Genomic DNA, 14,665 nt, shown 5'->3' on the forward strand with positions numbered 1-14,665 from the left:
GCGTCTCTGCCGCACACACGTCGCGGCGGGATGAAAGTTCCTGGAGTCGAATCAATTTCGTCGACCGGGAGGGCGCGAAGTACCGACTGACAGGTGGAACAGTGACTCGTTTGGCGCAGACGGCGGGATTGACCGAAACTCAGACCGATATCGTCGGGGCGGTACGCGAGTTCGTCGATCGTGTGGTCATCCCCGCGGCGCAGGAACTCGAACACTCGGATACGTACCCGACCGACATCGTCAAGCAGATGAAGGACATGGGTCTGTTCGGACTGACCATCGACCCCGAGTACGGGGGTATCGGCGAATCATTGCTCACCTACGCGCTGTGCGTCGAAGAATTGGCCCGTGGATGGATGAGCGTGTCCGGTGTCATCAACACGCATTTCATCGTGGCTCACATGATTTCGGCGCACGGGACGCCGGAACAGAAGGCGAAGTACCTGCCGCGTTTGGCTTCCGGGGAACTCACCGGTGCATTTTCCATGTCGGAGCCTGCCCTCGGTTCCGATGTTGCTGCCATATCGACCAGGGCGAAGCGGACGGACTCCGGCGATTACGTGATCACCGGCCAGAAGATGTGGCTGACCAACGGGGGTTCCTCGACCTTGGTGGCAGTCCTGGTCAAGACGGACGAGGGCGCGGAGAAGCCGCACAACAATCTGACGACGATATTGATCGAGAAACCCGCAGGTTTCGGCGAGGTACTCCCGGGCCTGACCATTCCGGGCAAGCTCGAGAAGATGGGGTACAAGGGAATCGACACCACGGAGATGATCTTCGACGGTTTCGAGATCGGAGCCGAGGAGGTTCTCGGTGGCACCCCTGGCTCGGGATTCCGGCACATGATGGACGGCGTCGAGGTCGGCCGGGTCAACGTCGCCGCGCGTGCCTGCGGAATTGCCCAGCGCGCTTTCGAACTGGCTGTCACCTACGCCAAGCAACGCGAGACTTTCGGCAAGCCGATCGCCGAGCATCAGGCCATCGCGTTCCGGATCGCCGAGATGGGCACCAAAGTCGAAGCGGCACATCTGATGATGGTCAACGCTGCCAGGCTCAAGGACTCGGGTGAGCGCAACGATGTCGCCGCGGGTATGGCGAAGTATCTGGCGAGTGAATTCTGCTCGGAGGTCACCCAGGACAGCTTCCGTATCCACGGCGGATACGGCTATTCCAAGGAATACGAGATCGAGCGGTTGATGCGTGAGGCGCCGTTCCTTCTGATCGGTGAAGGCACCAGCGACATCCAGAAGCAGATCATCAGCAAGGGCCTGCTTCGCACGTACAACTGAGCCGAGAAGCGGCACCGCGAATATGCGCGGTGCCGCTTTGTCGTGTCGGGTCAGCGGGTGAAGGCCAGGGTTGTCACCGGTGACCGGTTGCCGTATGCGTCAACGGCTTCGACGCGGGCTTCGTATGCGGTGCCCGCTGCGGCGTCGGGAATCGGAATGTCGAGGCTGTTCGGCCGCGGCATGAAGTAGAAGTCCGAGAGCACCTTCGACGAGACCACCTTCGCTCCGGTGGCTGTGTCCGTGACCTCGACGGCGTAGTGGTGCACCATCTGATCGTCCTTGGCCTGCGCGATCCTCAGTGCGGTCGCACCGTTTTCGCCGGTCGTCGCCGAGAGCGGAGTGCTCGAGGTGAACTCCGGCGCGTGCGTGTTCCGTGCGCCCGAGGTGTAGCGGAAGTTGTCCTTGATCTGCTGGTTGGTCGACCCGTCGAGTTCGACCGTCCACCCCGAACCGCTCAGCGTGCCCGCGCTCGAGTACGGCGGCTGCCAGTTGGCTGACCACGCGCCACCGGCGTAGATGTCGTGCTTGTCTGCCGCCATGTTGATTCGGTTGATTTCCGTGCGGTCCTGGTAGACCTCGACGAAGAGCGCTTGGGCAGTGGGTGATTCGAAACGGTTCGCGAGACCGGACTCGGTCACCATCTGGTAGCCGTGATCGATTTCGATGTACGACATCGAGCCGTCGTTGACCGACGTGAAGTCACGCTGATGGATCGACCGGTCGTCGTTGTTGTTCAGATGTGAGTGCCCGGAGAAGAAGATTGCCTGAGGGAAGGCACTCAGGTCTTCGGTCAATCGAGGGTTCGACGCCTGCTGCCCGTCCATGGCTGTGTTGCTTGCCGGCCGGTGTCCCTGGACCAGGATCGGCTTGGTCAGGTTCCCGGACTCCGCGGTGATTTCGGTCAGGCGGGACTTCAGCCAATTGCGTTGCGCTGAATCATTGTTGTAGGTTTCGGTGTTGACCGTGAAGAGATGGACACCATTGACGTCGGATTCGTAGTATCCGCCACCGGAATCCGGGAACCACTCCGCCGGGTACCCGGCTCTGATCGCCGCGAGACTTGCATCGTGATTGCCGTTGGAGATCAGGAGTTGTGTGTCGTTCATGCCCTTCCGGGCGAGGTTTGCCTGGAAGATTTCTGCGACGATCTTGTGGTCGGGCCCCTTGCCGTCTCCGTTGTCGTTGATCATGTCCCCGTTGGAGAGGATAGCGTCGGGTTTCGGGAAGATGGAACCGATTGTGTCGAAGAAGCTTTCGTACTTCTTGTCGTTGTTCGCGTGATCGCCGACGTGGACGTCGGACATCACGACGACCTGAGCCAGCGGCTTTTCCGACGTCTTGATCAGGTAGCCGAACGAGACGGCCGCGCTCGCGTGATCGCCTCGGAAAGCTGCGACAGTGACGTTGGTGTCCTGCGCGATGTGCAGCGGACGTCCCGGCGTGGCAGCTTGGCTGTCGGTGGTGGGTGTCGTTCCGTCCACGGTGTAGCGGACGGTGGCGCCGCGCTCGGCGGTGAAGGTCAGGTCGACGGGGTGCTCGTACCGTCCGCCGGGGACGCTGACGCCGGGCGCTGCGGGCGGCGTGTTGTTCTCGCCCGAAGAGCTGCCCCATTCGAAGGACGAACTGCCCCAGCCGGGTTCGGCGTGGGATTCGGCGGGGGCGATGCCGGGAACGGCGAGAGCCGCTGTCACGGCTGCTATCGCGATGGTCGTACGTCTCACGAGGATTCCTTGTCTTCGACGCGGTGGTTCAGACCTATCCGTAATTGGTCTGGACCAATTACGGTAGGTGGCGCCGGGTAGAAGAAGGTGTGTCCTGAATGTCCGATTAATGAAGCGTGTGTGAACACCCTGCAGTGCTTGGTACCGGTATACCCGGCTGCGTTTATGGCAAAGTCGATGGAGTGGACCTACGTCAGATCGAGTACTTCCTTGCCGTTGCCGGTGGTGAGTCCTTGTCGACGGCTGCGCAGAATCTGTCGGTCACCAAGCCGTCGCTGTCGCAGGGTATTCGTGGCCTCGAGCGTGAACTCGGAGTCGAACTGTTTCACCGCGTCGGTCGCGGTTTGGTGCTGACGGCAGCAGGTCGGGCGTTGGTAGGGCCGGCGAGGCAGATGACTCGCAGCAGCGCGGCCGCGTTCGACGTCGCGATCGGTACGGCCGACGAGCCTCGTGGCCGGCTCGACATCTGCTCCGCGGCACATGGTCTCGAAGGTCCGATCGCACGCATCGTGGCAGACTTTCGTGAGCGGTGGCCTGCTGTGACCGTTCGGGTCGGTGAGTTGCCGCAGGGTGCAACGTCTGAGCAGGTGTTGGCAGACGGCGCGTGCGAGGTGGTCTTCAGTTACTGGCCACCCGACATGTCGGCGCTGTCCACGAAAGTGTTGGGGGTGAACGAGTACTGGCTGGCAGTGCCGTCGGGGGTTCATCCTGACGTCTGGCCGAATGGTGTGAAACCCGCTGCGGGAGAGCCGGTGTCATTGACGGCATTGCCCGATCTCCCCGTGGTGGGTGTGCTCAAACACTCGCGGGCTCGCCTTGCCATCGAGTCGTCTCTGCAGGCCGCCGGGGCCCGGACTCGGATGTCGACGGAGTTGGCGCAGCGGGAGACCGTCGGCGCGTTCGTCTTTGCTGGTTTGGGCATGGCATTCATGGAGCGTTCGTTGGCCGAGAGGTCGGTCGCGTCCGGCGCGGAGATATTTCCGGTGGAGCCGGCGATCTCACTGAATTACGGCGTCGAGTTCGATCCGGAGACGCTCTCGCCGTTGGGCAGGCTGTTCGTGGAGGGCTTGTGACGTGGGGAGATGTTCTCGATGTACGCAGACCCGGCCGGTGAGAGCGGGCCGTCGCGGTAGACCAAGATCGTCTGCCGGGTGATCGGTGGGAAAAGCGAGCGAACCTCAGATGCCGGGGAGTCTTGTTCGGCGATCGATCTGGGCAGCAGCGCGGCGCCTACACCTTGCCCGACCATTTCCCGGACAGCAAGGCGATCTGGCACTTCCACGACGACGTCGGTGAGTTCCAGATCGTCGTCGATCGAGTGCCCGCGCCGAACTGCGGATGCCTCGACCACCATCGGCAGGCGCGCGACCGCGGTGCGCGGAACCGGATCGGGGAGGTCTGTGGCCAGGCGAATGGGGATCGACAAGACCGTTTCCTGGGTGCTCACGGCAATTTCTCGAAGCCCGTCGGAGACTTCGGCACCCGGGTGGGTCTCGAGAAACCCGAGTTCACACGTACCTGCTCTGACGAGCGCGCGCACGTCCTGTGCGTTGGCGGAGGCGTTCGTGGAGAACCGAATTCCGGGTGCCGTCAGATGGAGGCGTCCGGCGACCTCTGCAACAGGGTCGATGGCGAGATCGGACTGAACTGCTATGGCGAGTTCCCCGGCGCGCAAAGCGGTTACCGCAGCCACCGCGGCCTCGGCCCGAGCAACGTCGGCGAGCAACGTACGGGCAGAATCGGCAACTGCCAGTCCGACCGTGGTGGGAGCCAGACCGCGAGTGGTGCGCTCGAAGAGTGTGGCTCCGAGAGCTCGTTCGAGGTTGCGCACGGCCTGCGAGAGGGACGGTTGCGAGATACGCAGGACGTCCGCGGCGGCAGTGACGCTGCCGTGATCGACGACCGCGACGAGATACTGCGCGCTGCGTATGTCCATGCCGGGTGCCTGCATCTGACGAATTCTCCCAGATGACGGAGCCTTGGCGGCGGTGACTTGCTGCGACCTGCGGACATAGGTCTGAGCTATGGCTCTGTGCGCCTTCTCGTCTTTGTGGCGCAGGCCATAGCGATGGTCGACTGTTCCAGTACCACCGACCGCGGTTCGTGCTCGGTGAGTACCTGGAACACAGGAGCGTGATGTGAGCGAGCTTCACCTACCCAACCGGATACGCCACTCGGCGTCGACACGGCCGTCCGATCCGGCAATCACGTGCGGCGACCGAACGTTGACTTGGGCTGAGCTGGATGGCGAGACCAGCACCTTGGCGAGTGCGCTGGCAGAAGTGACCACAACGGGTGCTCGTGTCGGTGCGCTACTGCGTATGGGGCTCGAAGGTGCGGAAACCTTCATCGCATGTGCGAAGGCAGGCGCTGTGTTCATACCGTTGAACTGGCGGCTCAACCCACTCGAACTCGTCGACATCGCCGAGGACGCGGAGCTCGACGTCTTGATCGTCGATGACGAGTTCGCCGCGGGGGCGGCGGCGATGTCCGCAGCGTTGCCGGACATCGAGGTCATAACCGTGGGAGCTGCAGGGGGCCTGCCGGATTCGCGAACCTGGGCGGAGTTCGTGGCATCAGGGACCGGTGTCGACCCCGGACACGGGCACGATCCGGACGCAGCAGTTCTGCAGCTGTACACGTCCGGGACAACCGGCCGGCCCAAGGGCGTCGTGGCCACGCACCGGAATCTGTACAACGAGCCCGAGGGGTTCGATGTCTACGAATTCGGTTCGAATGCAGTCGCACTCGATGCACTTCCCCTCTTTCACATCGCCGGTGCCGGCTGGATGAGTACATGCTTGTCGGCCGGAGTGCCTTTGGTGCTGCTCGGAGACATGGCGCCTGCTCGGGTCGCTGATGCCATCGCGACCCACCGCGTCACCCACGCATTTCTGGTGCCTGCAGTCATTCAGACGCTGGTAGATCTGCCGACTCTCGACAGTTTCGATCTGACCAGCCTGGAGGTGGTCGCCTATGGGGCGTCACCGATCACTCCGGCGCTCCTCGCCCACGCGATGACTGTCTTGAACTGCAAATTCGTTCAGCGATACGGGATGACCGAGACGACGGGTTCGGTATCCGTCCTTCGTGCTTACGACCGTCATGTGAGCGGGCCGCGTTCGGAGTTGCTTCGCTCTGCGGGCAAGCCGATGATCGGCGTCGAGATCTCGATTCGAGACGTCACCACTGGTGAGGAATTGCCGCCCAATAATTCCGGTGAGATCGTCGCGCGCAGTAGAAACAACACTCGCGGATACTGGCGACGTGACCGTGAGACCGCCGAATTGTTCACCCACGACGGTTTCCTCCGAACGGGGGACGCCGGCCATCTGGACGACGAGGGGTATCTGTTCGTCACCGATCGACTCAAGGACATGATCATCACCGGCGGAGAGAACGTCTATCCGATCGAGGTGGAATCCATTCTGGCCGAGCACCCCTCGGTAGCCGAGGTCGCGGTGGTCGGGGTTCCCGACAAGCGCTGGGGTGAATCCGTGACCGCAGTGGTCAAACTGGTCGACGGTGCCGACGTGCCGAGCATCGACGAGTTGATCGCGTTCAGCACAGCGAAGTTGGCGTCGTACAAGAAACCTCGCCAGATCCATTTCGTGGACTCCCTACCTCGCAACGCGAGCGGAAAACTGCTCAAGTCGAGCCTGCGGACCATGCTGAACGCGAGCGGAGAAGCATCATGATCGTGACCGAAGACGTCGGTGTCGCACAACGTGAGGCGTGGGCGAACAAAGTTCTTCCACCGGTCGAACAGGTGCGGGACGGATTGTGGTCGATCCCTGTTCCCATGCCGGACAACCCTTTGCGCTACGTACTCGTCTACGCACTCGCGCTCGACGACGGACTTGCCCTCATCGACGTCGGTTGGGATCACGAACAGTCCTGGCAGGCTCTCGTCGACGGCATAGCATCGATCGGATACCACGTTTCCGAAGTGCGCTATGCGGCAATCACGCACCTGCATCCCGATCACTTCGGTCTGGCGCCGCGTCTTCGGCAGGTCAGCGGCGCGACACTTGCGATGCACGTGGCCGACGCGACGCTCCTCGGGTACCACGGGCCCGAACAGACCCGCGACGACATCAGTGGCTGGAACCTGCAGTTGTCCGAACTCGGCGCACCGGCCGAAGTGCTCGACGCGTCTCGGGTCGACCTGGTGCGGTTCGCTGAGCACGAAACCATCGACATTGTTCTGGGAGAAGGGGATTCACTCGACCTACCCGGTTGGAATCTCCGCGCCCAATGGACACCGGGGCACACTCCCGGACATCTCTGTTTCGTGGAAGAGGACAGAGGCTTGTTGTTCAGCGGCGATCACATGCTGCCGAGGATCAGCCCGAACATCTCCACGATTCCCGGTGAACTCGAGAACCCACTTCATCGTTATCTTCTCTCGCTCGAGGCGACGACAACACTGGGCGAGTGCGAAGTGCTTCCGGCACATGAATATCGATTCCGTGGGATCGCCGATCGTGCACGTCAATTGATGGGGCATCACGAGGAGCGATTGGCGGAGATCGTGGCTGCGGTGCAGGATGAGCCTGAATCCACGGCCTGGGAACTCTCACGCACGATCTCCTGGTCTCGCCCGTTCGAACAGATGTCGCCGCGACTACTTCGCTTGGCAGTCCGCGAAACCCATGCTCATCTTGTTGTTTTGGCCAAGCGGGAGATCGTGACACCGTCCGGCGGCACACCCGTGCGCTGGAGCATTCGCGCGCAGTGACCTTTCAAGAATCTCATCACGGAAGTAGGAACCGAACATGAGCGTCGTGCTCACCGACTTCGCCGACGGCGTTGCCGTCATCACCCTCAATCGTCCCGAGGCCAAGAACGCGGTCAACCTGGAACTCGCACAGGCACTCGCCGCCGCGATCGACGAGTTCGAGGAACGCCCCGATCTCACCATCGGCATTCTGACCGGATCTGGTGGAACCTTCTGCGCCGGTATGGATCTGAAGGGATTTGCGCGCGGAGAGCGGCCATCGCTACCGGGTCGTGGTTTTGCCGGTCTGACCGAGGCACCGCCGTCGAAGCCGCTGATCGCAGCCGTCGAAGGTTGGGCACTCGCCGGCGGTTGCGAACTGGCCTTGGCGGCCGACTTGATCGTGGCGTCCACGGACGCGAAATTCGGCCTGCCCGAAGTGAAGCGGGGACTTGCCGCGGCCGCCGGCGGACTCCTACGTCTGCCGAAAATTCTTCCGTATCAGTTGGCCATGGAAATCGCGATCACGGGGGATCCACTCAGTGCCACCGTGGCGCATCATCACGGCTTGGTCAATCGGCTCGCCGAACCGGGACAGGCGCTGACCGTCGCACGCGAGCTTGCGGCCCGAGTAGCGGCTAACGGTCCACTGGCTGTTCGCGCGACCAAGCAGGTACTGGCAATGTCCGCCAAGTACACCGATCCGGATGCCTTTGTCGCGCAACGCGAATTCATCGATCCGGTCTTCACCTCTCGTGATGCCAAGGAGGGTGCCACGGCATTTGCCGAGAAGCGCTCTCCCGTGTGGAGTGGTTCATGAGTGCCGAGACGATCGAGCGTGCGGCCGTAAGCATCGAACGAGACGGTGCTGTCGCGACGATTGTTCTCTGTCGGCCGCACCGCCGCAACGCTCTCGATCTCGACGCCTGGATCGCTCTACGTGAAGCAGTCCTCGAACTTCAAGAGGACGCGCAGATTCGCTCGGTGATCCTGACCGGCGCGGATGGGACCTTCTGCGCGGGCTCCGATCTGGACAAGCGTGGCTCGTCGCACCCGCTCGATCGCATGCGTGTCATCAACGCAACGGCAATCGCACTGAGTGAGTTTCCCAAACCTCTGGTGGCGAAGGTCGACGGGTTTGCCGTCGGAGCCGGATGGAACATGGCGTTGCTCTGCGACTTCGTCGTGGCGGCCAAGGGTGCGAAGTTCAGCCAGATCTTTGCCAAACGGGGGTTGTCTGTCGACTTCGGTGGTTCGTGGATCCTGCCGAGACTGGTCGGCCTCCAACAAGCCAAGCGACTGGTGATGCTTTCCGAGACGATCGACGCACAGGAAGCCTACGAGCTCGGGTTGGTGACTTATCTGGTCGAACCGGCCGAGCTGGACGAACACACGTCAACACTGGCGCAGCGGCTCGCCGCCGGCCCGCCGGCCGCACTGAGTCAGTCTGCCGCCATGCTCGAACATCACACCTCCCTCTCGTTGCGGGAGGCGTTGGACAACGAGGCGAGGGCGCAAGCGGTCAATTTTGCGACGGATGCCACCGACGCGGTTCGTGCCTTCGTGGAAAAGCGGGAGCCGATCTTCACCGGAGAGTGGGCCGTACCAGGGGCAACTCGGGTGGAGTGAGCGACGGATCGCTGGTCGTATGATGGATGAGTGGATCTGCACTTCGTCACCTACTTCGTCGCTGTTGTCGACCACGGTGGGATAACGAAGGCCGCTCAGGCTCTCTACATTTCGCAGCCCTCGCTGTCACAGGCAATTCGTACGCTCGAGCGTCGACTCGGCGCCACGCTGTTCGACCGGACGGGCAGGCGGTTGGTTCTTACCGACGCGGGCCGCACGTTCGATCTCGCGGCCAGGAGAATCCTTGCCGACGTCGAGCGCGCGAAGGCGAAAGTGACCGCCGTTCGCGAACTCGAGTTCGGTCGTGTCGACGTCGTCTCGTACTCGGCGTTCTCGATCGATCCGATGGTCGAGTTGGTCCGGCGATTCCGGGCCAACTTCCCGAAGATCGTCGTGCGTGTTCTCGACACGTACGGCCCGGCCGGGGTCGACAATGCGTTGCGGCGAGGGTCGGCCGAGGTCGGCGTCACCGATCTGAGTATCGGGTACGAAGGTTTGGTCACGGCTCCGATTGCCACTCAGGAGTTGGTGCTCGCCACCCATGCGTCGTTGTCCGGCCGACTTGCAACGCCGTTGGCGGATCCGGTTCCGCGAGCGCTCTTGCACAGTTTGCCGCTTGTGGTCGATCTCGGTGATCAATCGAATCAGTTCCGGGGCTTGCTCAGCGAAGGCGCCGAGAACGTAGTCGTGGACTGTGTCCACCCTGTGACCACGTGGGAACTCGTGCGTCGAGGAATCGGCGCCACTGTAGTGCCGAGAAGGGTTGCACAACAGCAGATGACAGACGTCTGCGCCTTCTCCTTCGATCCGCCGCTGACACGCGACGTCGGTATCGTCTATCGCTCGGGCGAGCAATCCCCGGCGGCCGCTGCATTCATCGCGACGGCTGCGGAAATGGCCACCTCCGCCGTTCCGTCCACGGAAGAGGAGTGAACTGTGGAGTTCCGGCAGATGGAGTACTTCCTCGCAGTGGTCGAGAACAAGGGGATCAACGGCGCCGCAGCGGCTCTCGGCGTTGCTCAGCCGACCGTGTCACAAGCGTTGCGCGGGCTCGAACGTGAACTGGGAGTGAGGCTGTTCCACCGCATCGGGCGCGGCATGGTGCTCAGTGCTGCCGGTCGCAGTCTGGTCGGCCCGAGTCGACAGGTTTTGCGAGACGTAGCTGCGGCGGCTGAACAGTTGACGGCATCCGATGGCGCCATCGTCGGTCGCCTCGACATCATGGCTTTCCCTGCACTGACCTCGGGGACGATCGTCGATCTGATTGCGGAGTTCTGTCGACGGTATCCGCAAGCGCGAGTCAGATTCTCGGAACTCGAGCGTGAGGACAATCTGGAAAGTCTCATCCGGGACGGCCACTGCGAATTCGCGGTGGCTCATCTGCCGCTCGAGGCGGGCGAAGGGCTCGAAATCGTCGAATTGGGGGAGCAGGAATACCGCCTGGTCTACCCGGCGGGAACGGAACTACCCGAGGGGCCGGTACGCCTTTCGGAAATGCCGGACATTCCCATGGTATTCGTTCCTCGCGGGGCAGCGATGGGTGACGCGATCGAAGATTCGATCCGAAAGGCCGGTACCAGAACGGAACTCGCGGTGGTGACCGAGCAACGGGAGTCGCGGCTCCCGATGGTCATCGCCGGACTCGGCGGCTCGTTGGTCGAGCGCTCGGTGGCGAAATCGATGCCTGGTCAGGTGGTGGAACGGGCCTGCGAGCCGAGATTCCTGCGTGCGTACGGTCTCGCCTTCGACCCCTCGACGTTGTCGCCGGTGGGACAGGTATTCGTGAACCTGATCCACGAGTACCTGTCCGACGAACGCCGGTCACAGCACTAGAGTCGGCAGATACGTTCTCGCGCGGCAGAGTACTCGGCGGCGAGACGCTCTACTACTGCATGCGTCGGAAGGACTGCATCGATCGCTCCGATGCCCTGTCCGGCACCCCAGATGTCACGCCAGGCCTTGGTATCGGTGTCGTTGGTCGCGAAACTCATTGCGGATGGATCGGATTCGGCCAGGTTGTCGGGGTCCAAGCCGGCGGCAACGATGCTGCCCCGCAGGTAGTTTCCGTGTACTCCGGTGAACAGGTTGGAATAGACGATGTCGGAGGCCCCTGAATCCACGATCATCTCCTTGTACGCAGGATCCGCGTTAGCCTCTTCGGTTGCGATGAAAGCTGATCCGACGTATGCCAAATCGGCCCCGGCCGCGAGCGCAGCGAGAATCGAATCACCATGAGCGATGGCACCTGACAACAGCAGTGGACCGGCGAACCACTCACGAATCTCCCGAATCAGGGCAAACGGCGACTGCCTACCGGCATGGCCACCGGCCCCGGCAGCTACCGCGATCAGTCCGTCGGCGCCCTTCTCGATCGCCTTGCGTGCAAAGCGATTGTCGATGACGTCATGGAGAACGATTCCGCCGTATGCGTGGACTGCGTCGTTGATGTCGGTGCGAGCGCCGAGGGACGTGATGACGATCGGAACCTCGAACTCGGCGATGGTCGCCAGATCCTCTTCCAGGCGGTTGTTGGACCGGTGGACGATGAGGTTGACGGCAAATGGCGCCGATGGATTCTCCGGGTGCTCACGATCATGTTCCTCACGAGCCACGGTGATCAGTTTGAGCCAATCCCGAAGTGCCGACTGCGGACGAGCATTCAGTGCCGGGAAGGACCCGATGATGCCAGAGGTGCACTGCGCGATGACGAGGTCAGGGGTCGAGATGATGAACATCGGTGAAGCGAGAACCGGGACACGCAGTTGCGACGTCAGGTCTGCGAAGGTCGTCACCTGGAACCGCCTTTCTGATCGACGGATTCGAGAAGTCTCGAGCGGAGGTCGGTCTTGAGGACCTTACCGGCAGCCGATGTCGGAAGGAGTTCTACCTCGACGACTTCGCGAATCTTCTTGTACGGCAGCACCTGCTCGGCGACGAACGCCTTGATCTGCTCGGCGTCGAACTCGGTGCCCGGAATCATCACGACGAAGGCTACGGGCTCCTGGCCGTTGTTCCCCACTTCGCGGCCGACGACCGCGGCAGTCGAGATCGCCGGGTGCGAGACCAGAATCTCTTCCAGTTCCCGCGGATAGACGTTGTATCCCTTGTAGATGAGCATGTCCTTGGCCCGGTCACAGATGAAGAGGTATCCGTCCGAGTCCAGGTACGCGATGTCTCCCGTGTCCAACCAGCCGTCGACGAACTGTTCTGCGGTGGTTTCCGGGTGTCCGAGATAGCCGTCGGTGACCTGAGGCCCACGCACCCACAGTTCGCCGCGTTCGTTCTCGCCCAGAACGGTCTTCCGGTCGAGCTGATCGCGAATCTGGATTTCGGTGTCGAAGATCGGGAGGCCGACGCTGCTCTGCCGATATTCCGAGCCGTTGATCAGCGGAGCGGCCGTGACCACACAGGTGGCCTCGGTCAGCCCGTAGCCTTCGACGACGAGCGCTTTGGGAAATGCCCGGCGGAGTGCGGCGAGCGTGACACTGTCGATCGGGGCAGCACCCGAAGAGACGACGCACACGCTGTCGGTGTTGCGCACCGTGGCGTCGGGATGAACCGACAGTGCGTGCCACATGGCGGGAGACCCGGTGAGATAGGTGGCCTCGTGCTTTTCGATCAGCTCGAGCATCCGGCCGGGTTCGAACCGACCGGCAAACACCTGGGTGAGACCGGAAATCAACAGGAACGACGTGTTGAGCAACGAATGTGCGTGGAAGAGAGGGGAGACCACGATGGTCGCCCCGGTCCCGGGCGTCGGACCGAGCACGTCGAGGCCATCGATGCGTCGAGGAGTGACGAGACCTTCAGGACCTGCATCCAACTCGTGACCGGTTCTCCACCCACACATCTGTGTGATGTTGCCGACGACGTTGCGGTGAAGAACACGAACACCTTTGGAGACTCCGGTGGTTCCGCCGGTGAACGCGATGTGTGCGATGTCGTCGCTACGAACCGAGGCAGGGGTGAATTCGGTGGGTAGATCGGCGATGAAGGAGTCGAATGCGACGACCGACTCCGGTGTGTCGAGCGCGCCCTCGGTGTCCTGGACCATCACGATCGTACGCACGGAGGTTCCTGAAGCGGCCGCGAGCAGTACGTGCAGCTGCGAACTCTGAGTGACTGCAGCAACGGCGGACGTCTCCTCGATCTGCTTGCGCAGGCCGAGCTCTGGCTGCAGTGGGTTGACCAATGTGACTGTCGCCCCGGCCTGTAGGCATCCGTAGTAAGCCTGGAGGAACTCGACGCAGTTCCCGAGGTGCATCAACACCACGTCGCCGACGCCCACCCCGGCTTGCCGCAGTGCGCCGGCGAATTGCGCACTGCGCTGGCCGAGTTCGCGGAAGGTGCACGTACGCTCGCCGTCCACGACGGCGAGGCGGTCACCGTAGAGCGCCGCCATGCTGGGCGCCCAGTACGCCATGGTGGTATCCGGGTATTGCATGTTGTGCCGCAGTTGTGGATTGGCGATCACGCTGGTGCCCGTCACCGGGGAGCCATTCGGATAGCGCCGTCGAGTCTGATGGTCTCGCCGTTGAGGTAGCCGTTCTCGAGCATCGAGACGGCGAGCTGGCCGAACTCGTCCGGACGACCCAGTCGTGAGGGATTGGGAACAGAGGCTTCGAGGGCCGTGCGCACGTCTTCGCGTAGGCGCGCCAGGAGGGGAGTGTCCATGATGCCGGGAGCAATGGTGTTGACGCGAATTCCGCGGCTGGCGAGATCGCGGGCAGCGGTGACCGTCATACCGACGATGCCGGCTTTGGACGCTGTGTAGTTGATCTGACCGATCTGACCTTCGAATGCTGCGACCGACGCCGTCATGACGATGGCACCTCGCTCACCGTCCACGGCGTCGAGTTCCGCCATCCGCTCGGCGCCGAGACGGAGTGCGTTGAACGAACCGACAAGATTCAGCTTGACGACGAACTCGAAATCTTCGACCGATCCGGCTTTTCCGTCCTTGTCGAGAATGCGCATACGACGCCCGGCACCCGCGCAGTGGACGACGCCGCGGAGGCCGCCGCGCTCGTGCGCCGCGTCGAGTGCTTCGGCGAATTGTTCGCTGTCGGTGACGTCGGCCGGGGCGAATTGTGCGGCAGCACCGAGATCGGCCGCCACCTGCTTACCGTCGGACGAAGGCAGATCGATCAACGTGACCTGCGCTCCGGCGTCGAGCAGCCGTCGAGCGGTTGCCAGGCCGAGGCCTGAAGCGCCGCCGGTGATCGCGGTGGAAAGTCCCTCGAGTTTCATGGATCAATTCTTCTTTCCTGCTGGATGACGTGTCGGCCCGAAAGCGTTGTCGG

The 14,665-nt window shown here is 62.5% G+C and carries 13 protein-coding genes; 8 read left to right on the forward strand and 5 right to left on the reverse strand.

Going from position 1 to position 14,665, the window contains the following annotated elements; all coding sequences use genetic code 11:
• Positions 1 to 101: 101 nt before the first annotated feature.
• Positions 102 to 1,292, forward strand: a complete 1,191-nt coding sequence (locus RhoBH5_RS17530; protein WP_030537200.1) for an acyl-CoA dehydrogenase family protein — start codon at positions 102 to 104, stop codon at positions 1,290 to 1,292.
• A gap of 50 nt (positions 1,293 to 1,342) precedes the next feature.
• Here the strand turns inward: RhoBH5_RS17530 and RhoBH5_RS17535 are convergent, their stop codons facing one another.
• Entirely contained in the window at positions 1,343 to 3,013 is a 1,671-nt protein-coding gene (locus RhoBH5_RS17535) for a chitobiase/beta-hexosaminidase C-terminal domain-containing protein (RefSeq protein WP_192712199.1), read from the reverse strand.
• Positions 3,014 to 3,195: 182 nt separating this feature from the next.
• Between RhoBH5_RS17535 and RhoBH5_RS17540 the strand changes: the two genes are divergently transcribed.
• A complete protein-coding gene (locus RhoBH5_RS17540) occupies positions 3,196 to 4,086 on the forward strand; it encodes a LysR family transcriptional regulator (RefSeq protein WP_030537198.1) in 891 nt (296 codons plus the stop codon).
• Here RhoBH5_RS17540 and RhoBH5_RS17545 read toward each other — a convergent pair.
• Positions 4,020 to 4,949 (reverse strand): LysR family transcriptional regulator, encoded by a 930-nt coding sequence (locus tag RhoBH5_RS17545; RefSeq protein ID WP_030537197.1) that lies wholly within the window; start codon positions 4,947 to 4,949, stop codon positions 4,020 to 4,022. The two genes, RhoBH5_RS17540 and RhoBH5_RS17545, sit on opposite strands and share 67 nt — an antisense overlap.
• Before the next feature lie 202 nt (positions 4,950 to 5,151).
• Between RhoBH5_RS17545 and RhoBH5_RS17550 the strand changes: the two genes are divergently transcribed.
• The 6 genes from RhoBH5_RS17550 to RhoBH5_RS17575 are packed head-to-tail and all read left to right on the forward strand — an operon-like array spanning position 5,152 to position 11,195.
• Positions 5,152 to 6,711, forward strand: a complete 1,560-nt coding sequence (locus tag RhoBH5_RS17550; protein ID WP_270008593.1) for a long-chain-fatty-acid--CoA ligase — start codon at positions 5,152 to 5,154, stop codon at positions 6,709 to 6,711.
• Entirely contained in the window at positions 6,708 to 7,754 is a 1,047-nt protein-coding gene (locus RhoBH5_RS17555; RefSeq protein WP_030537195.1) for an MBL fold metallo-hydrolase, read from the forward strand. The genes RhoBH5_RS17550 and RhoBH5_RS17555 overlap by 4 nt, the downstream gene beginning before the upstream one ends.
• 37 nt (positions 7,755 to 7,791) lie before the next feature.
• Positions 7,792 to 8,553, forward strand: a complete 762-nt coding sequence (locus RhoBH5_RS17560; RefSeq protein WP_007729507.1) for a crotonase/enoyl-CoA hydratase family protein — start codon at positions 7,792 to 7,794, stop codon at positions 8,551 to 8,553.
• Complete coding sequence (locus RhoBH5_RS17565) at positions 8,550 to 9,362, forward strand: enoyl-CoA hydratase/isomerase family protein (protein WP_193594920.1); 813 nt, start codon at positions 8,550 to 8,552, stop codon at positions 9,360 to 9,362. The genes RhoBH5_RS17560 and RhoBH5_RS17565 overlap by 4 nt, the downstream gene beginning before the upstream one ends.
• A 30-nt stretch (positions 9,363 to 9,392) precedes the next feature.
• Complete coding sequence (locus RhoBH5_RS17570) at positions 9,393 to 10,295, forward strand: LysR family transcriptional regulator (RefSeq protein WP_007729501.1); 903 nt, start codon at positions 9,393 to 9,395, stop codon at positions 10,293 to 10,295.
• Positions 10,296 to 10,298: 3 nt separating this feature from the next.
• Positions 10,299 to 11,195 carry a LysR family transcriptional regulator gene (locus RhoBH5_RS17575; protein ID WP_003939949.1) on the forward strand — a complete coding sequence of 299 codons (897 nt, stop codon included), beginning with the start codon at positions 10,299 to 10,301 and terminating at the stop codon, positions 11,193 to 11,195.
• Here the strand turns inward: RhoBH5_RS17575 and RhoBH5_RS17580 are convergent.
• From RhoBH5_RS17580 to RhoBH5_RS17590, 3 genes are read right to left on the reverse strand one after another with little or no spacing between them, the layout of a single operon-like run.
• On the reverse strand, positions 11,192 to 12,097 hold the full coding sequence (locus RhoBH5_RS17580) for an NAD(P)H-dependent flavin oxidoreductase (RefSeq protein ID WP_245361854.1): 906 nt from the start codon (positions 12,095 to 12,097) through the stop codon (positions 11,192 to 11,194). The two genes, RhoBH5_RS17575 and RhoBH5_RS17580, sit on opposite strands and share 4 nt — an antisense overlap.
• 53 nt (positions 12,098 to 12,150) lie before the next feature.
• Positions 12,151 to 13,806, reverse strand: coding sequence for a class I adenylate-forming enzyme family protein (locus tag RhoBH5_RS17585; protein ID WP_270008636.1), 1,656 nt, complete (start codon positions 13,804 to 13,806; stop codon positions 12,151 to 12,153).
• Positions 13,807 to 13,847: 41 nt separating this feature from the next.
• The gene (locus tag RhoBH5_RS17590) at positions 13,848 to 14,612 is read right to left on the reverse strand and encodes an SDR family NAD(P)-dependent oxidoreductase (protein WP_003939944.1); all 765 of its coding nucleotides are present in this window, start codon (positions 14,610 to 14,612) and stop codon (positions 13,848 to 13,850) included.
• Positions 14,613 to 14,665 lie beyond the last annotated feature (53 nt).

Source organism: Rhodococcus sp. BH5 (assembly GCF_027583855.1).
Classification (GTDB): Bacteria; Actinomycetota; Actinomycetes; order Mycobacteriales; family Mycobacteriaceae; genus Rhodococcus_F; species Rhodococcus_F qingshengii.